This is a genomic window from Ramlibacter rhizophilus (assembly GCF_004681965.1).
Lineage (GTDB): Bacteria > Pseudomonadota > Gammaproteobacteria > Burkholderiales > Burkholderiaceae_C > Ramlibacter > Ramlibacter rhizophilus.
The window spans coordinates 605,040-622,312 of record NZ_SMLL01000004.1 but is presented as its reverse complement, the minus strand read 5'-3'; the positions used below and the strand labels follow the sequence as shown (position 1 = coordinate 622,312).

Here is a 17,273-nt window from a genome sequence, read left to right as displayed (position 1 = left end):
GGAGCGCAGGGCGGCGGGGAAAAAGAAGCGGGCCGTGTCTGAGCCCGCAGGGCGAGTTTGGCCCGCTTCCCCCGCCGGCCGAGCACCGCAGGTGTCCCTCTTCACCGCGCGAGCGGTGAAGAGGGACACGTCCACCGGGGTCGCCTTTCTTTGCCTCCTTTCTTTGGCGAGACAAAGAAAGGAGGTCGCCCGCCGGGGCGAGACCCGGCAAGCCACGAACGAAGAACCGCAACTCGACGCGCCACCGCAAAAGGATCGAGTGGCGCACTTCAGCCGCCAGGTCCGGACACTGCACCAACCGGAACACCATGTCCGAAAACGGCCAGTCGCTGACCCGCGGCTGCGTATCATGCCCCGCATGTCCCCCGTGGCCGACGCCCTCGATCCCGCCGCCTGCTACGCCGCGCTGTGCTCGCGCGACGCGCGCTTCGACGGCCGCTTCTTCGTCGGCGTCACCTCCACCGGCATCTACTGCCGCCCGGTGTGCCGGGTGCGGCGGCCGCGCAGCGAGAACTGCCGCTTCTTCCGCCACGCGGCACAGGCCGAGCGGGAGGGCTTCCGGCCGTGCCTGCGCTGCCGGCCCGAGCTCGCGCCGGCGAGCATCGCCTGGTCGGCGCAGGATGCGGGGGCTCTGCTGGCCCGCGAGGCGGCGCGGCGGCTCGATGCGCCCGAGGCGCTGCCCGAAGGGCCGGTGATGCCGGCGCTGGCCGCGCGCCTGGGCGTCACCGACCGCCACCTGCGGCGCGTGTTCGAAGCGCATTGGGGCGTGTCGCCCCTGCAGTACCTGCAGACGCGCCGGCTCCTCACCGCCAAGCAGTTGCTGGCCGACACCCGCCTGCCGGTCACGCAGGTGGCCGCGCTGAGCGGCTTCGCGAGCCTGCGGCGCTTCAACGCGGCCTTCATGGAGCACTACCGGCTCAGTCCCACCGGCCTGCGCCGCGAAGGCACCGAGGCCGCGGGCGCGGACGCCTCCTGCACCGTCCGGCTGGGGCTGCGGCCGCCCTACGACGCGCAGGCCCTGCTCGCCTTCTTCGCCGCGCGCGGCCTTCCGGGGGTGGAACGCATCGATACCGACCGCGCCGAGTGGTCGCGCAGCCTGGCCCTGTCCTGCGGCGGTCAGGTGCATGCGGGCTGGTTCACGCTGCGCTTCGAGCCGCAGGCGGCCCAGGCGCGGCTGGAGGTGTCCGGCGGCCTGCAACCGGCGCTGCCCGCCGTGATCCGGCGCGTGCGCGAGGCGCTGGACCTGGACGCCGACCCCGAGGCCATCCATGCGGTGCTGGGCGCCGACTTCCCCGACGGCGCGGGCCTGCGCGTGCCCGGCGGCGCATGCGGCTTCGAGCTCGCCGTGCGGGCCGTGCTGGGCCAGCAGGTCACCGTGGCGGCGGCACGCACCTTCGCACAGCGCCTGGTCGCCCGTTTCGGCGAACCGCTCGCCACGCCCCTGCCCGGCATCGACCGGCTCTTCCCCCGCGCCGACGTGCTGGCCGCGGCGAGCGGCGACGATCTGGGCGCCCTGGGCATCGTGCGCCAGCGCCAGGCCGCGCTGCGCGCGCTCGCGCAGGCGGTGGCGCAGGAACGCATCGCGCTGCACGGCGGCGCGCCCCTGGCCGACACCGTCGCGCAGCTCGCGGGCCTGCCCGGCATCGGGCCCTGGACCGCGCAGTACATCGCGATGCGCGCACTGCGCTGGCCCGACGCCTTTCCCGCCGGCGACGTGGCGCTGCACCATGCGCTGGGCCTGCGCGAGCAGCGCCAGCCGCAGCGCGCCGCCGAAGCCCGCGCCGAGGCCTGGCGTCCCTGGCGCAGCTATGCGCTGGTGCGTGCCTGGGCGGGCCTGTACCGACCGAGGAGATCCCCATGAGCGCCCTGACCCTGCCCGCCACCCCCCGGCCGTCCATCGCGGCCTGCTGCACCTGCCCGACCCCGCTCGGTCCCCTGCTGCTGGCCGCCACCGCACAGGGCCTGGGCGGCGCCTGGTTCGAGGGCCAGAAGCACGCGCCGACCTTGACCGGCCGCTGGCCCGAAGACCCGGGGCACCCGGTGCTGCGCGAGGCGCGGGCCCAACTCGCCGCCTACTTCGAGCGGCGCCTGGCCCATTTCGAGCTGCCGCTGGACCTGCAGGCCGGCACCGACTTCCAGCGCAGCGTCTGGCAGGCCCTGTGCGCGCTGCCCCACGGCGCCACCACCAGCTACGGCGAGCTGGCGCGGCGCGTCGCGCGCCCGGCGGCGGTGCGCGCGGTGGCCGCGGCCATCGGACGCAACCCGGTCAGCATCGTCGTGCCCTGCCACCGCGTGATCGGCGCAGGCGGGGCGCTGACCGGCTACGCGGGCGGCCTGGATCGCAAGACCGCGCTGCTGCGGCTGGAGGGTGTGCTGCACTGATGCGGCAGCGGCATCAAAGCGCGCGAAAAAATCATCGGGTCCCATCCGAACGGATCCCCCTTACGACGGCACACTGCCTGCCCTCATGCCCCGCAACGCACTCGCCGACTTCCTCCTCCTGGCCGCGGTCTGGGGCAGCTCCTTCCTGTTCACGCGGCTCACGGTCGTGGAGTTCGGGCCCCTGGGTACCGCCGCCATGCGCTGCGCCATCGCGGCGGCCCTGCTCGTGCCGCTGGTGCTGCTGCGCGGCCTGGGCCCGCAACTTCGCCGCCACTGGAAGCCCGGCGCCCTGATCGGCCTGCTGAACTCCGGCATCCCCTTCGCGCTCTTCGCCTTCGCCGTGCAGCACGTGAGCACCGGGTTGTCGGCCATCCTCAACGCCACCGTCCCCATGTTCGGCGCGGTGGTGGCCTGGGCCTGGCTCAAGGACCGGCCCGACGCCGGCCGCGTGCTCGGCCTGGGCCTGGGCTTCACCGGCGTGGCCCTGCTGGCGGGGCAGACCGCCTCGGTGGGAACGGGCGCATCGGGCTGGGCCGTGCTCGCGGCGCTCGCCGCGTGCCTGTGCTACGGCATCGCTGCGAGCGCGGCCAAGCTGTACCTGGGTGGCATCGCGCCGCTGGTCACGGCCGCCTCCAGCCAGATCGGCGCCACCCTGGCCCTGGCGCTGCCGGCCCTGTGGTGGGCGCCGCAACACCTGCCCAGCGCCTCGGCCTGGGCCGCCATGGCAGCCCTCGGGCTGATGTGCACGGGGCTGGCCTACGTGCTGTATTTCCGGGTCATCGAGCGCGCCGGCCCGGCCCGTGCGATGACCGTGACCTTTCTCATCCCGGTGTTCGCCGTCGGGTACGGCGTCGCCTTCCTGGGCGAGCGCGTGACGACCTGGATGCTGGCGTGCGGCGCGGTCATCGTGCTGGGCACGGCCCTGTCCACCGGCATCTTGGGATTCAGCCGCCGAGCCGCGCCGGCGCGCTGAGCCGCCCCAGCAGGGATCCGAGCAGCACGCCTAGCAGGTCCTGCAGCACGCCCGCCAGGTTCGGATGGCGGCCGTCGGCGAAGAACTGCAGGCCTTCCGTCAGCAGGGCCAACGCGAGTCCGAAGACCGGCAGCTGCCAGCGTCCCTGGGGCGCGAGCCACCGCGTGTAGGGCCAGAGGAAGGCCAGTCCCGCGAACAGCAGCACGTGCGCCAGCGCGGCCAGATCCAGCGGACCGCCGATGCGGTCCAGGGCGCCGATTTTCCAGGCGCCCGGCATCAGGGTTCCGACGAAAAGCAGCACCAGCAGCAAGGGCACGCCGGTGCGGGAGAGGGGTTGCATGGCTGAGCATTCTGGCGTTGCGTTGCACCTGCCCGACGCGAATAGCCTGAAAGAGCCATCGCGAGACGGCGTTCTCCGACGCTCCAGCTAGCTGCGCACTTCCAGAATTCCCTGGACTCACCGCCTCAGGGACAAAAACACATGAACCCGCTGCTCGCCGCAACGCTGATCTGCCTTGGCTGCCACACGGCCGCCACCGCTGCCGAGGCGCAACCGGCGCCCCAACCCGTCGCGCAGGGCTTCGTGGTCAGTGCGGCCGCCGCCGCCGAGGTGCCGGTGGTGCGACAGGCCGCGGCACACGCCGAACCGGCGGCACGCTTTGCCAATGCCACACTCGCGCTGCAGTCGCCTGTGAACGCCCAGGACACTGCGCGTGAGGCGGCGCAAAACAACTCCAGCCCCCTGCTGATGGTGGGCCTGGCCCTGATCGCGGGCATTGCGCTACGACGCTGGGGCAGTGCCCGCCCATGACTGCCGCGACGCTGGCGAGCCTGGCCGAGAAGGCCGTCAAGTGGAGCGCCCTCACCACGGCCGCCCGCTTCGTGCTGCAACTGGGCGCGCAGGTCGCCCTGGCGCGCGCCCTGGGTCCGGGCAACTACGGCATCTACGGCATCGGCATCGCGGTCCTCACCTTCGCGGCCTTCCTGTCGGGTTCGGCCTTCAGCTGGAACCTGCTGCTGCAGGAGCGCATCGACGACAACGACATCCGCTTCGCCTTCACCTGGCAAAGCATCGCGGGCGCGGCAACGGCGCTGGGAATGCTGCTGCTCGCGCCGCTGTTCGCCGACTTCTTCGGCGACCCGCGCGTGACGCCCATGGTGCAGTGGCTGTCCCTGGCCTGCCTGCTGACGGCGCTGAGCGCACCGGCGGTGTGCCTGCTGCAGCGTGACCTGAACTTCCGCTCCCTGGGACTGTTGCAGCTGGCCAGCTACGGCGTGGGCTACCTGGGCGTGGGACTGCCGCTGGCCCTGGCCGGCTGGGGCGCGCAGTCGCTCGCCCTGGCCTGCGTGGTGCAGGCGGCAGTGACGCTGGTGGGCGCCTTCGTGCTGCGCCGCCATCCGGTGCGCCCGCTCTTCGCGCATGCCGCGGGAGCGCAGGCCCTGCGCACCGGGCGCACCGTCTTCGTGACCAACATCGTCAACTGGCTGCTGGGCAACCTGGACCGCATCGTCATCGGCCGCCTGCTCAACGCGCAGGCGGTGGGCCTGTACACGCTGGCCTACAACTTCGCGCAGATCCCCAACACGCTGCTGGTCAGCGCCATCCAGCCCACCTTCCTCGCCTCGGGTGCGCGCATGGCCCACGAGCCGCAGCGCCTGGCCCAGGCCTGGCTGCTGGTGCTGGCCTGCGTGCTGGTGCTGGTCACGCCGGCCGCCGTGAGCATGGCCCTGGTCGCGCACGACCTCGTGGCCCTCCTCTACGGCCCGGACTGGAACGACTCGGCCTGGGTGCTCGCGCTCATGTTCCTGTGCCTGCCCGCCTGGGCCGGCTGGGGCCTGTCGACGCCCGTGCTGTGGAACACCGGCCGCAAGCACATGGAAGCGCTGCTGCAGCTGCCGCTGCTGGCCGTCGCCGTGCCGGTCTGGTGGCTGCTCACGCCCCAGGGGCTGCGCTGGGCCGCGATCGTCTCGGCCGTGGTGGTCTATGCACGCATGCTGGTCACCGTGGCCGCGGGATTGCGCGCGCTGCAGTTGCGTTGGGCGCAGCTCGCACCGATGTTCGTGCGCGGCGCCCTGCTGGCGGCCTGGTGCGCGGCGGCCGCGCGCGGGGCGCAGCTCGCGGTGGCGCCCATGGACAACGCGGCCCTCTCGTTCGCGGCGGGCAGCCTGGCGTCATTCCTGGCCATGGCCGTGGTGGTGCTGGCCGCGCCGCAATGGCTGGGCGAGCAGGCACGCCTTGCACTGTCGCGCCTGCTGCCCTTCGTGCGCGTGGCCGAAGCGCCTGCCGCGGGCTCGGCCACCGCCCGGGAGAAACAAGCATGAAAGCCACCACCCGCCGCTCGGCCGGCCTCCTGCCCTGGGCCTTCCCGGCCATGCTGTTCCTCACGGCCGTGGACCTGGTCCTGGTCAACCGAGACCTCACGCAGCAGTTCCTGCACCTGCAGAGCGTGGCCGAGACGGCGCGCCATCCGATCACCACGGTGCTGCAGCGCGCCGTGTCGCTGTTCCTGCTCGTCGCCTCGGTCGAGCAGATCGCCAACCACTTCGCGCTCAAGCGGCCGCTGCCCTCCTTCACGCTGCTGATGGCCTTCGTGCTGTACTGGATCGGCACCGTCGGCGCGACCGCGCTGTTCGCCGCCAACCCGTATCTCAGCCACGAGTACATGTACTCGCTCGGCCTGGGCGTGGCCTGCTGCCTGGTCGGCGTGGCCGACCGCGAGAAGCTGCTGCGGCGCGCGCGCGACGCGCTGTTCCTGCTGATGCTGGCGGGCGTGCTGCTGATCCCGATCAAGACCACGATGGTCCTGGACATCTACTACACGCAGGGCCTCATTCCCGGCCTGCCGCGCTTCGGCGGCCTCACCGCCCACCCGGTCACGCAGGGCATGCTGGCCCAGGTGGCGCTGCTGCTGCTCTGGGTGATGCCCTACGAGCGGCGCAGCATCAACCGCCTGGCCTGGCTGCTGGGGCTGGGCGTGCTGTTCATCGCGCAGTCCAAGACCGCATGGATCGGCTGGGCGGCCTGCGCCCTGGTCCTGGGGGCCGTGCGCTATGGCGGCGAGTTCCTGCGGCGCCTTGGCAACCCGCGCGACAACAGCTTCGGCATCGTGGTCTGCCTGGCGCTCATCGTGGGCGTGGCGGGCCTCGCCGGTTGGGTGCTGATCGGCGACGCCTTCGGCGCGGCGCGCGATTTCGCCAACAGCCGCGGCGCCGTCGAGCTCATGACGTTGACCGGCCGCGACCGCATCTGGATCGCAGCCATCGAGGAGTGGCAGCTCAACCCCACCTTCGGCTACGGCCTCACGATCTGGGACTCGGTCTACCGCGCCGCCATCGGCATGCCCAACGCCACCCACGCGCACAACCAGTTCCTGGACGACCTGGCGCGCTCGGGCAGCGTGGGCGCCACCACGCTGGTCATCTATGCGACCGTGCTGCTGATCCTCGCCATCCGCGGCGCGCGCGCCAGCGGCGGGCTCTCGCTGGCGCTCTTCACCGCTGTGGCCGTGCGTTCCATCAGCGAAGTGCCGCTGTCCCTCATGGGCTACGGCACCGAGCTGTTCACCCATCTCCTGCTGGTGGCCACCCTGGCGGCCGCCAGCGCGCAGCGCCAGCTCGAGCCGCGGCGCGCGCCCCTCAGATACGGAGTCGTTTCATGAAGTTTTCGGTGGTGATCCCCCTGTACAACAAGGGCCGGTTCATCGAGTCGGCCGTGCAATCGGTCCTGGAGCAGACGCTCGCGCCGCTGGAGGTGATCGTGGTGGACGACGGCTCCACCGACGATGGTGCGGCGCGCGTGGCCGCACTCGCCGATCCCCGGGTGCGGCTGATCCGCCAGCCCAATGCCGGCGTCTCGGCGGCCCGCAATCGCGGCATCGCGGCGGCGCAGGGCGACTGGGTCGCCCTGCTGGACGGCGACGATGCCTGGCACCCGGAGTTCCTCGCCGCGCTGGCGCGGGCCCACCGGGCCTGCCCCGAGGCGCAGATGCTGGGAACTCGCTTCCACACCGTGGTCGAACACACCGGAAGGCCCTTCGAGCCCTGGCCGGTGCCCGAGGCCTTCTGCGAAACCGAACTGATCGACGACCTGCGCCTGCGCTGGATGAAGAACACACCGCTTTGCAGCAGCAGCGTGGCCATCCGCACCGAGCTGCTGCGCTCCATGCCCGAACGCTTCATCGAGGGAGAAGCCTGGGGCGAGGACCTGGACCTGTGGTTCCGCGTCTCCGACCTGGCGCCGGTGGCGGTGGTGAACGCGCCCTACGCCACGATCCGCGGCGAGGTGCCTGGCAGCCTCACGCGGCGCGACCTGGCGCGTGAGCTGCCGCCCTTCCTGGTGCGCATGCGCCAGCACGCCATGGACGGCACGATCCCGGCGCGCTACCGGCAGTCGGCCCTGTGGTTCGTGGCCCAGCTGCAGGTGACCATGGCCCGCGCCGCGCTGGCCGAGAACGAGCGCCTCGAGTCGCTGCGCTTTTTGCTTCGCGCGCGCGGCAGCATGCTGAGCCGGCGCTGGATGATGACCATGTTCATGACGCTGTTCGTGCCGGTCGGCCTGGCCGACCGCTGGCAGCGATGGCGCGTGCGCAGTGCCGATGCGTTCGCACAGGAGCCCGTGCAATGACCACCCGCGAACTACCCCACACCCGCCCCGCCCGCCTGACGGTGGTGATCAAGGCCCTCAACGAGGAGGGCCGCATCGCGCTGGCGATCGAGAGCGCCCTGCGCGCCGTGCAGCACATCGGCGGCGAGGTGGTGCTGGCCGACTCCTGCTCCACCGACCGCACGGTCGAGATCGCCGCGGCCTACCCCATCCGCATCGTGCAGCTCGCGCATCCCGACGAACGCTGCTGCGGCGCCGGGCCGCAACTGGGCTACCAGCACGCGCTGGGCGAGTACGTGTACCTCATGGACGGGGACATGGAGCTGCTGCCGGGCTTCCTCGACCGCGCGCTCGCCTTCCTGGCCCAGCACCCGGAGGTGGCGGGCGTGGGCGGACGCGTGGTCGAACGCAACCTGGAGAGCCTGGAGTACCGCGAGCGTGCGGCGCGCGAGCGCCTGGAGCCGCACCGCGTGCCGGGCCCCGTGGACCGCCTCGACGGTGGCGGCCTGTACCGCCGCTGTGCGATCCAGGAGGCCGGCCACCTGTCCGACCGCAACCTCCACAGCTACGAGGAGTTCGAGCTGGCGGTGCGCCTGCGCGCGCGCGGCTGGAAGCTCTGGCGCCTGCCCATCGATGCCGTGGCCCACGTGGGCCACGAGACGCCGCCCTACAAGCTGCTGATGCGGCGCTGGAAGAGCGGCTACATCTGCGGCTCCGGCGAGCTGCTGCGCTCGGCCCTGGGCCAGCCCTGGCTGCGCCTGGTGTGGCGCAACCAGCGCGAGATCCGCCTGTACCTGGGCGTGCTGGCCTGGTGGGCGGTGCTGCTCACCGTGCCGCTGTGGCCCATGGAGTGGCCGCTGCGCGCCGGCGCGCTCACCGCGCTCGCGCTCGCGCCCGTGGTCCTCATGAGCCTGCGCAAGCGATCGCTCGCGCGCGGCATCTATGCCGTCGTGTCCTGGTGCTTCAACGCGGCCGGCCTGGTGCGCGGGCTGCTGCATGCGCGCAAGCCCACCACCGAACCCATCGCCAGCCGCGTGCTGCGCGAACCCGGCGGGCCGGGCCTGTCCGGCCGCGGCGCCCCTGGCGGCGCCTCGCCCGGCGGCGCCTTCCGCAACGCCCCCCTGCCGCCCTCCCCGCCTTCGGCCCACCGTTCCTGACACATGCCCCAGCCCACCGCGCCCAGCTCGCTCGACGCCCCCGCGACCACCGACACCTCCTCGCTGCGCACCATCTACATCGCCTGCCCCTGGACGCCCGTCGGGGGCGGCATGTTCAAGGTCGCCGACTACCTGATCCAGGCCCAGGGTGAGCCCCAGCCCGGCCAGACCGCGCAGCTGCGGCCGCTGGACACGCGCGGCGCGGGCAGTGCCGCCGCGTCGATGCTGGTGCTGGCCCAGGCCCTGGCGCGCCTGGTGCGCGGGCGCCTCAGCGGCCGGCTGGCGGGCGTGCACGTGAACATGGCCGAGCGGCTGAGCCTCGTGCGCAAGAGCGTGGTCGTCGCCGCCAGCCGCGCGCTCGGGCTTCCCGTGGTGCTGCACCTGCACGCGGCGCAGCTGCACCGGGCCTACCCGGACTTCCCCGGCTGGGCCAAGGCGCTGGTGCGCTGGGTGTTCTCGCTGCCGCAGAGCGTGATCGTGCTGGGCCAGGCCTCGGCCGACTTCGTCATCCGCGAGCTGGGCGTGCCGGCGCGGCGGGTGGAGATCGTGATCAACGGCGTGCCGGCGCCCTCGGTACCCCGCGCCGCCGAGCGCCCGGGCCCGGCACGCATTCTCTTCGTGGGCAACCTGAGCGAGCGCAAGGGCGTCTCGGACCTGTTGCGCGCTCTGGCGCAGCCGCGCCTTGCCAGCCTGTCCTGGCAGGCCTGCTTCGCCGGGGGCGGGGACCTGGAGGGCTACCGCGCCAAGGCCGCCGGCCTGGGCCTGGCCGGGCGCGTGGATTTCGCGGGCTGGACCGATTCGGACCGCCTCGCGCAACTGCTCTCGCAGGCCGACGTGCTGGTGCTGCCCTCCTACGACGAGGGCCTGCCGCTGGCCATCCTGGAAGCGCTGGCCCATGGCGTGGCGGTCGTCTGCACGCCCGTGGGCGAGATCCCGCACGTGCTCACCGACGGCCACAACGCCTGCTTCGTGCAGGCGGGCGATGCGGACAGCATCGCCGGCGGCCTCGCGCGCGTGCTGGGCGACCCGGCGCTGCGCCGCGCGCTGGAGCACAACGGGCAGGCGCTGTTTCGCCAGCAGTTCTCCCTGGATCGCTTCTACGAGAACATCGCGGCCCTGCACGCGCGCCACTTCGGCATCGCCGGCGCGCCGCCCGTGCGCAGCGAGGCCGCTGCGAAAGGACGCGAATGATCGAGGACGCCCACCACCTCACGCCCGGCAGCGTGCTGCAGGCCGATGTGTGCATCGTCGGCGCGGGACCGGCAGGCGTCGCGGTCGCCCTCTCGCTGGCCGACACGGGCCTGTCCGTGCTGCTGCTGGAAGCCGGCCGCAAGCCCGGCGACAAGGCGGCCCAGGCCCTCTACGAAGGCGAAGTGGCCGACGAGGCCCTGCACAGCCCGGCGCACCGCTACCGCCAGCGCGGCCTGGGCGGCTCCAGCGCCATCTGGGGCGGGCGCTGCATGCCCTACGACCCGATCGACTTCGAACGCCGCCCCTGGGTGCCCGCGAGCGGCTGGCCCATCGGCTACGAGGACCTGCTGCCCCACTACGTGGCCGCCAACGCCCTGGCCGAGGCCGGCCGTTACGCCTACGACGCGCGCGAGGCCTTCCCGGACTCGCCGCCGCTCATCGCCGGCTTCGCCAGCGAGGTCGTGCGCAGTACCGGGCTCGAGCGCTTTTCCTGCCCGACGAACTTCGGACTGCGCTACCAGCGCCGCCTGGCCCTGGCGCGCAATGTGCGCGTGCTGCAGGGTGCGGTGTGCACCGGCATCCGCCTGGCGCCCGAGGGCGGCAGCGTGCGCACCCTGGACGTGGCCACGCTGGGCGGACCGCGCCTGCAGGTCAGCGCCCGCGCCACCGTGCTGGCCCTGGGCGGGCTGGAGACGCCGCGCCTCATGCTCGCCTCCAACGACGTGGTGCCGCAGGGCGTGGGCAACGAGCACGACGTGGTGGGCCGCTACTACATGTGCCACATCGCCGGCAACGTCGGCAACCTGGAGGTGCACGGCCGGCCCTCGGACGTGCGGCACGGCTACGAGATCGCGCCCGACGGGGTCTACTGCCGCCGGCGCCTGTCCATCGCCGCGCCCCGGCAGCGTCGCGAGGGCCTGCTCAACGCGGTGGCGCGGCTGCACTTCCCCCGCATCACCGACCCCTCGCACCGCAACGGCGTGCTCTCGGGCCTCTTCCTCGCGCGCCACTTCATCAGCTACGAGTACGGCAAGCGCCTGCACGACGCACCGGGCGCCTCGCCCGCGCTCTACCTGCGCCACCTGCTGAACGTGATGGCCGACCCGCTGGACACCGCGGCCTTCCTCACCCACTGGGTGCGCCACCGCACGCTCGCGCAGCGCAAGTTCCCCTCGGTGATCCTGCGCAACCGCCTGAACCGCTTCAGCCTGGAGCTGCAGGGCGAGCAGGTGCCGCAGGCGGCCAGCCGCGTGCGCCTGGGCGAAGGCGTGGACGCCCTGGGCATGCGCCGCCTGCACATCGACTGGCGCTACTGCGCCCAGGACATCGACTCGCTGGCCCGCACCCTGGACTGGATCGCCGCCGAGATGGCCCGCAGCGGCGCGGCGCGCCTGAGCTACTCGCGCGAGACGCTGGAGCAGGACCTGCTGCGCTACGGCGCCTACGGCGGCCACCACATCGGCACCGCGCGCATGGGCCGCGATCCGCGCGAGAGCGTGGTGGACCGCGACTGCAAGGTGCATTCCGTGGACAACCTCTACGTGGCCGGCAGCGCCGCCTTCCCCACTTCCAGCCAGGCCAACCCGACGCTCACCATCCTGGCGCTGTCCCTGCGCCTGGGCGCGCACCTGGCCGAGCGCCTGTCCACGCGCCGCGCCGCGCCGCTGGAGCTGTCGGCGGCGAATGCCACGGAGGCGAGCGCATGAGCACGCCGGGTCGCCCCAAGCGTTCAATCCCGGCGCACGCTGCGCGCAGGGTTCCCGGCGCACGCCGTGCGGAGGCAGCCCGATGAACCGCGTGCTGGTCCTCGGCGGCACGGGCTACATCGGAGCGCGCCTGGTCGCGCGGCTCGCCGCCGCCGGCATGCAGCCGCTGGCGGCGTCCTCGCGCGGCGGGCCCGGCGTGCTGCGGCTGGACACGCGCGACGAAACGGCCCTGTCCCAGGCCCTGGGGCAGTGCGACGCCGTGGTCAACTGCGTCGCCGGCAGCGGCCCGGCGATCGCCCTGGGCGCGCAGGTGCTGGCACGGGCCCTGGCGGCGAGCGAGTGCCGGCGGCTGGTCCACTTCAGCACCATGTCGGTGTACGGCGCGCAGGAAGGCCTGCTGGACGAGCAGGCCACGCTGAATGCCGGCCTGGGCTGGTACGGGCGGGCCAAGATCGACGCCGAGGCGCAGTTCGCCCGCCTGCCCGAGGCGAGCGTCACGGTGCTGCGCCCCGGCTGCGTCTTCGGACCGGGCAGCGAACTCTGGGTGGGCCGCATCGCGCGCTGGCTGGAGGCCGGCCGCCTGGGTGACCTGGGGCCGGGCGGCGACGGCTGGTCCAACCTGGTGCACGTGGACGACGTGTGCCAGGCCGCCGTGCTGGCGCTGCAGGCGCCGCCCCATCCCGACCAGCTGCGCACCTACAACCTGGCAGCGCCCGACAGCCCGCGCTGGAACGACTACTTTGCCGACCTGGCCCTGGCGATCGGCGCCACGCCGCTGCGGCGCGTGCGCTCGCGCCAGCTGCAACTGGACGCCTTCGTCGCCGGGCCGCCCCTGCACATCGGCCGCAAGCTGCTGGCGCGCGTGCGCCGCGACGCGCAGCTGCTGCCGCCCCCCATCACGCCCGGGCTCCTGGGCCTGTGGCAGCGCCACCTGCGGCTGGACGCCCGGGCCGCCACGCGCGAGCTGGCCCTGCCCTGGACGCCCTATGCCAAGGCCGTGCAGCAGTGCGCGCGCTGGTGGATCGACCGCACGCAGGAGCAGGCGCGGCCCTGGAACCCGCCGGCCCAGGCCCGCGCCGCCCGCCCTGACGGCAATGCGTGAAACGCCATGGCCACGGCGCCTTCGCCCCCGCGTGTCGCGCTGGTCGCCCACGACCGGATGAAGCCCGCGATGGTGCGGCTGGCGACCGAGTTCCAGCAGGTGCTGCGCCGCTGCGAGCTCTACGCCACCGGGACCACCGGCGAGCGGCTGCAGGCCGAGCTGGGCCTGCCGGTGCAGCGCATGCTCAGCGGTCCGCTCGGCGGTGACCTGCAGATCGGCGCGCGCCTGGCCACGGGTGGGATCGACTTGCTCATCTTCCTGCGCGACCCCATGACGCCCCAGCCGCACGAGCCCGACATCGGCGCCCTGCTGCGCGCCTGCGACGTGCACGACGTGGCCTGCGCCACCAACGTCGCCTCGGCGCGGCGCCTGCTGGCCACGCTCCTGGAGGCCCAGGCGGGCTCCTGAACGGCGCCGCGGCCCCTCGCAGTCGCGGCCGCGCCACGCTTCAGGCCCGCGAGGTGGGATTTTTATCAAGGGGCCGCCACGCCCCTTCCCTAGAATCGGCCAGCCCATCGGGCGCAAAGCCGAACCCGTGCAACCGAACCTCCCCCTGTCCGACGCGACCGTGCCGCAGCCGCAGGAGAGCCCCGTGCCGGAGCCGGTCGCAGCGGCTGCCTGGCGCGAGCAGATGCGGCTGCAGGGCGAGGCGCTGGACGGCATCGAGGTGGCGCTGTGCGCCTTCGACCTGGAGGACCATGCGCTGGTCTGGAACCGCGCCTTCCTGCGCCTGTTTCCCGAGCACCTGGGCCACATCCACGTGGGGGAGCACTACCGCCACAACCTGCGGCGCTTCTACGAGACCCGGCTGGAGCCGGACGAGATGCCCCGCATCGAGCAGTACGTCGCCGCCGGCGTGGAGCGGCACCGGCGGCAGACGCGCCCCTTCGAGTTCCTGCACGCAGGCCTGCGGGTGCAGGTGTCCTCCACCCTGCACCGTGGGCTTGGGCGGGTTCGCGTGTGGCGCACCCTGCAGCCGCTGCCGCAGGAGAGCGCGGGCGGCCTGGGTTTCCTGGCCGAGCAGGGCAGCGCCCTGCTGGAGGCCGTGCCCGAGGCGCTGGTCGTCTGCGCGCCGAACGGTCGCATCGCCTGGGCCAACGAGGGCTTCGCCAGGCTGTACGGTGCGCACTGCCCCCTGTCCGTGCTGGGCGAGACCACCATGACGATGTACGCGCGGGCCTGGGAGGCCGCCGGCGAGCCGGACAACCCCGAACGGCAGCGCGGCATGGCGCTGCTGCTCGAGCGCCTGCGCATGGCGGGCGCCCCCTTCGAAGTGCCGCTGCCCAAGCGGCGCTGGTGCCGCATCATCGCCCAGCCGGCGCGCAACGGGGCCATCTTCTACATCCACGCCGACATCTCCGAACTCAAGCGCTACGAGGCCGCGCTCCAGCTCACTCTGGACAATGCCGGCCGCGGCATCACGCGGCTGGATGCGCAGGGGCGGATCGTCCTGTACAACCGCCACATGCTCGAGCTGCTGGAGCTGCCAGAGTCCATGCTGGCCGGCGCGCCGCACGTGGACGAGATCGTGCGCTTCCAGGCGCAGCGCGGCGACTTTGGCGAGCACAACGAACTGCTCGATCCCGCCGTCCAGCCGCTGATCGCGCACCGCGGCGTCAACCACCTGGCGGCCATGGCCCACGTGCAGCGCTACCTGCGCCGCACGCGCGCGGGCCGCGTGATCGAGATCACCAACCATCCCCTGCCCGAAGGCGGTGCGGTGCGCACCTTCGCCGACGTGACCGACTACGTCCACGCGCAGGAGGCGCTGGCCGAGAAGACCCGAGCCCTGGAGATCACGCTGGACAGCATGAGCCAGGGCATCTCTGCCTTCGATGCGCAGGGCCGCGTCACGCTCTCCAACCGGCGCCACCAGGAGCTCTTGGACCTGCCCGAGGCGCTCATGGCGAGCCGGCCCACGCTGGAGCAGCTGGTGCGCTTCCAGATCGAGCGTGGCGACTTCGGCCCCCGCTTCGAGTACGTGGACGCGCAGGCGCGCGGCTACGTCTCGCTGGGCGACAAGCTCAGTGCGCTGCAGGGACCGGAGACCTACCTGCGCAAGACCGAGGACGGCCGCATGCTGGAAGTGCACACCCGGCCCCTGCCCGACGGCGGCGCCGTTCGCACCTTCACCGACGTCTCGGCCCATGTGCAGGCGCAGGAGGCCCTGGCGACGCAGCGCGCGCAGCTTGCCACGCTGGTCAACAACCTGCCCGACCGCGTCTGGCTCAAGGACGCCGAGGGCGCCTATCGCCTGTCCAACCCCGCGCACCGGCGCCACCACGGCCTGGCCGAGGAAGACGTCATCGGGCGCACCAGCCAGGAGCTCTTCGGGCCCGAGGTCGGCCGGCGCCACGCGGCCTCCGACGCGGCGGCGCTGCAAGCCGACGGCCCGCTGCTCTACGAGGAACGCATCGTGCGGCCCGACGCGAGCGTGCAGTACGTCGAGCTGGTCAAGGTCCCCATGCGCGACGAGCAGGGCCGCTGCCTCGGCCTGCTGGGCATCGCCCGCGACATCACCGCGCGCAAGGAGGCCGAAGCCGCCCTGATCCATGCCAAGAACGTGGCCGAGGCCGGCGAGCGCGCCAAGGCGGAGTTCCTGGCCAACATGAGCCACGAGATCCGCACCCCCATGAACGCCGTCATCGGCATGAGCGACCTGCTGCTGTCCACGCCGCTCACGCCGACGCAGCGCGAGTTCTCGCAGGCGATCCGCACCAGCGGCGACGCGCTGCTGCGCCTGATCAACGACATCCTCGACTTCTCCAAGATCGAGTCGGGCCACCTGGAACTCGAACGCGGGTCCGTGGACCTGGTCGAGTGCATCGAAAGCGTGCTGGAGATCATGGGCGGCGCCGCCGCCGACCGCGGCCTGGAGCTGCTGTACGACGTGGCCCATGACGTGCCGCCGCACGTGATGGGTGACGGCGGGCGGCTGCGGCAGCTGCTGGTCAACCTGGTGAGCAACGCGGTCAAGTTCACCCCGGCCGGCGAAGTGGTGGTGCAGGTGACGCGCCGCAACGACGCGCAGGGACGCGCGCTGCTGCACTTCTCGGTCCAGGACAGCGGCATCGGCATCCCGGCCGACCGCATGAACCGCCTGTTCCAGGTGTTCAGCCAGGTGGATGCCTCCACCACGCGCAAGTACGGCGGCACCGGCCTGGGCCTGGCCATCTGCCGGCGCCTGGTGACGCTCATGGGCGGGCGCATCTGGGTCGACTCGCGCGAGGGTGAAGGCTCCGACTTCCAGTTCGAGCTGCCCCTGGAAGCGGACCCCGATGCACCGCCGTCCAGCCCGCCCGCCTTCCACCAGGACGGCACGCTGCTGCTGGTGCATTCGAACGCCCGCGCCGGCGCGATCCTGTGCGCCCAGCTGCGCCGCTGGGGTTGGCAGGTGGACTGCACCCGCAGTGCCCAGGCGGCCCGCGAACGGCTCTGCGGCCCGCAGCCGCCGGCGGCGCTGGTGCTGGACGAGCGCGTGCCGGAAGCGTCCGACCTGCTGGACTGCATGGGCAAGTGCATCCCCGAGACGCCGTGGCTGCTGCTGCGCTGCGAATCGCGTTCCTCGCTGCCCGGGAACCTCGCGCCGAGCCAGGTCCTGCGCCGGCCCTTCCGGCGCGATGCCTTGCAGCAGGCACTCTCGGCCGTGCTGGACAGGACATCGCCCCCGGCGCCTGCGGCGGAAGCTGCCGCGCCCGCGCCGATCGCCCCGGCCACCGAGGGCGCACCGGCGCTGCGCGTCCTGCTGGCCGAGGACAACGACATCAACCAGATGGTGGCCGAGCACCTGCTCGCCAGCCTGGGCTACGCCGTGGAGATCGTCGAGAACGGACAGCTCGCCGTCGATGCGGTCGCGGCCGCCTGCGCGCCGGGTGGGCGGCCCTTCGACATCGTGCTGATGGACGTGCAGATGCCCATCCTGGACGGCCTGGCCGCCACGCGGCAGCTGCGCCAGGCCATCCCGGGCGGCCCGAAGCGGCCCTGGATCATCGCCATGACCGCCAACGCCATGCAGGGCGACCGCGACGAGTGCCTCGCAGCCGGCATGGACGACTACCTGAGCAAACCCATTCGCGCGAGCGACGTGGCGGCGGCGCTGCAGCGGGCCGCCACCGAGCTGGCGGCACGGGCCTGACAAGGCCGCTGCGCCGCCGCGCCC

The 17,273-nt window shown here is 72.9% G+C and carries 14 protein-coding genes; 13 read left to right on the top strand and 1 reads right to left on the bottom strand.

What is annotated here, in order from left to right; all coding sequences use genetic code 11:
• The first annotated feature begins 358 nt into the window (after window positions 1-358).
• The 3 genes from EZ242_RS12850 (at window position 359) to EZ242_RS12840 (ending at window position 3,355) form a co-directional block, all read left to right on the top strand.
• On the top strand, window positions 359-1,861 hold the full coding sequence (locus EZ242_RS12850) for a DNA-3-methyladenine glycosylase 2 family protein (RefSeq protein ID WP_420821248.1): 1,503 nt from the start codon (window positions 359-361) through the stop codon (window positions 1,859-1,861).
• Window positions 1,858-2,382: a methylated-DNA--[protein]-cysteine S-methyltransferase gene (locus EZ242_RS12845; RefSeq protein ID WP_135285551.1), complete on the top strand. Its 525-nt coding sequence runs from the start codon at window positions 1,858-1,860 to the stop codon at window positions 2,380-2,382. The genes EZ242_RS12850 and EZ242_RS12845 overlap by 4 nt, the downstream gene beginning before the upstream one ends.
• 85 nt (window positions 2,383-2,467) lie before the next feature.
• Complete coding sequence (locus EZ242_RS12840) at window positions 2,468-3,355, top strand: DMT family transporter (RefSeq protein WP_135285550.1); 888 nt, start codon at window positions 2,468-2,470, stop codon at window positions 3,353-3,355.
• Here EZ242_RS12840 and EZ242_RS12835 read toward each other — a convergent pair.
• On the bottom strand, window positions 3,327-3,695 hold the full coding sequence (locus EZ242_RS12835; protein WP_135285549.1) for a hypothetical protein: 369 nt from the start codon (window positions 3,693-3,695) through the stop codon (window positions 3,327-3,329). The genes EZ242_RS12840 and EZ242_RS12835 overlap by 29 nt on opposite strands.
• A gap of 141 nt (window positions 3,696-3,836) precedes the next feature.
• Between EZ242_RS12835 and EZ242_RS12830 the strand changes: the two genes are divergently transcribed.
• The 10 genes from EZ242_RS12830 (at window position 3,837) to EZ242_RS12785 (ending at window position 17,249) form a co-directional block, all read left to right on the top strand.
• Window positions 3,837-4,166, top strand: a complete 330-nt coding sequence (locus tag EZ242_RS12830; protein WP_135285548.1) for a MaoC/PaaZ C-terminal domain-containing protein — start codon at window positions 3,837-3,839, stop codon at window positions 4,164-4,166.
• A complete protein-coding gene (locus tag EZ242_RS22525) occupies window positions 4,163-5,677 on the top strand; it encodes an oligosaccharide flippase family protein (RefSeq protein ID WP_135285547.1) in 1,515 nt (504 codons plus the stop codon). Before EZ242_RS12830 ends, EZ242_RS22525 begins: the two co-directional genes overlap by 4 nt.
• Entirely contained in the window at window positions 5,674-7,014 is a 1,341-nt protein-coding gene (locus EZ242_RS12820; RefSeq protein WP_135285546.1) for an O-antigen ligase family protein, read from the top strand. The genes EZ242_RS22525 and EZ242_RS12820 overlap by 4 nt, the downstream gene beginning before the upstream one ends.
• Entirely contained in the window at window positions 7,011-7,979 is a 969-nt protein-coding gene (locus tag EZ242_RS12815; RefSeq protein WP_135285545.1) for a glycosyltransferase family 2 protein, read from the top strand. The genes EZ242_RS12820 and EZ242_RS12815 overlap by 4 nt, the downstream gene beginning before the upstream one ends.
• Complete coding sequence (locus EZ242_RS12810) at window positions 7,976-9,115, top strand: glycosyltransferase family 2 protein (RefSeq protein ID WP_135285544.1); 1,140 nt, start codon at window positions 7,976-7,978, stop codon at window positions 9,113-9,115. Before EZ242_RS12815 ends, EZ242_RS12810 begins: the two co-directional genes overlap by 4 nt.
• 3 nt (window positions 9,116-9,118) lie before the next feature.
• Complete coding sequence (locus EZ242_RS12805; protein WP_135285543.1) at window positions 9,119-10,306, top strand: glycosyltransferase family 4 protein; 1,188 nt, start codon at window positions 9,119-9,121, stop codon at window positions 10,304-10,306.
• Complete coding sequence (locus tag EZ242_RS12800; RefSeq protein WP_135285542.1) at window positions 10,303-12,012, top strand: FAD-dependent oxidoreductase; 1,710 nt, start codon at window positions 10,303-10,305, stop codon at window positions 12,010-12,012. Before EZ242_RS12805 ends, EZ242_RS12800 begins: the two co-directional genes overlap by 4 nt.
• An 82-nt stretch (window positions 12,013-12,094) precedes the next feature.
• A complete protein-coding gene (locus EZ242_RS12795; RefSeq protein WP_135285541.1) occupies window positions 12,095-13,114 on the top strand; it encodes an NAD-dependent epimerase/dehydratase family protein in 1,020 nt (339 codons plus the stop codon).
• A gap of 6 nt (window positions 13,115-13,120) precedes the next feature.
• A complete protein-coding gene (locus EZ242_RS12790; protein WP_135285540.1) occupies window positions 13,121-13,522 on the top strand; it encodes a methylglyoxal synthase in 402 nt (133 codons plus the stop codon).
• A 127-nt stretch (window positions 13,523-13,649) separates the two neighbouring features.
• Window positions 13,650-17,249, top strand: a complete 3,600-nt coding sequence (locus EZ242_RS12785; protein ID WP_135285539.1) for a PAS-domain containing protein — start codon at window positions 13,650-13,652, stop codon at window positions 17,247-17,249.
• The last annotated feature ends 24 nt before the right edge of the window (window positions 17,250-17,273 follow it).

Excerpts from the sequence above, each read along its gene's own strand:
- EZ242_RS12790 (WP_135285540.1), top strand. The coding sequence starts at position 13,121 with ATGGCCACGGCGCCTTCGCCCCCGCGTGTCGCGCTGGTCGCCCACGAC.
- EZ242_RS12850 (WP_420821248.1), top strand. The coding sequence starts at position 359 with ATGTCCCCCGTGGCCGACGCCCTCGATCCCGCCGCCTGCTACGCCGCG.
- EZ242_RS12795 (WP_135285541.1), top strand. The coding sequence starts at position 12,095 with ATGAACCGCGTGCTGGTCCTCGGCGGCACGGGCTACATCGGAGCGCGC.
- EZ242_RS12820 (WP_135285546.1), top strand. The coding sequence starts at position 5,674 with ATGAAAGCCACCACCCGCCGCTCGGCCGGCCTCCTGCCCTGGGCCTTC.
- EZ242_RS12830 (WP_135285548.1), top strand. The coding sequence starts at position 3,837 with ATGAACCCGCTGCTCGCCGCAACGCTGATCTGCCTTGGCTGCCACACG.
- EZ242_RS12810 (WP_135285544.1), top strand. The coding sequence starts at position 7,976 with ATGACCACCCGCGAACTACCCCACACCCGCCCCGCCCGCCTGACGGTG.
- EZ242_RS12805 (WP_135285543.1), top strand. The coding sequence starts at position 9,119 with ATGCCCCAGCCCACCGCGCCCAGCTCGCTCGACGCCCCCGCGACCACC.
- EZ242_RS12815 (WP_135285545.1), top strand. The coding sequence starts at position 7,011 with ATGAAGTTTTCGGTGGTGATCCCCCTGTACAACAAGGGCCGGTTCATC.
- EZ242_RS12845 (WP_135285551.1), top strand. The coding sequence starts at position 1,858 with ATGAGCGCCCTGACCCTGCCCGCCACCCCCCGGCCGTCCATCGCGGCC.
- EZ242_RS12840 (WP_135285550.1), top strand. The coding sequence starts at position 2,468 with ATGCCCCGCAACGCACTCGCCGACTTCCTCCTCCTGGCCGCGGTCTGG.
- EZ242_RS12835 (WP_135285549.1), bottom strand. The coding sequence starts at position 3,695 with ATGCAACCCCTCTCCCGCACCGGCGTGCCCTTGCTGCTGGTGCTGCTT.
- EZ242_RS12800 (WP_135285542.1), top strand. The coding sequence starts at position 10,303 with ATGATCGAGGACGCCCACCACCTCACGCCCGGCAGCGTGCTGCAGGCC.
- EZ242_RS22525 (WP_135285547.1), top strand. The coding sequence starts at position 4,163 with ATGACTGCCGCGACGCTGGCGAGCCTGGCCGAGAAGGCCGTCAAGTGG.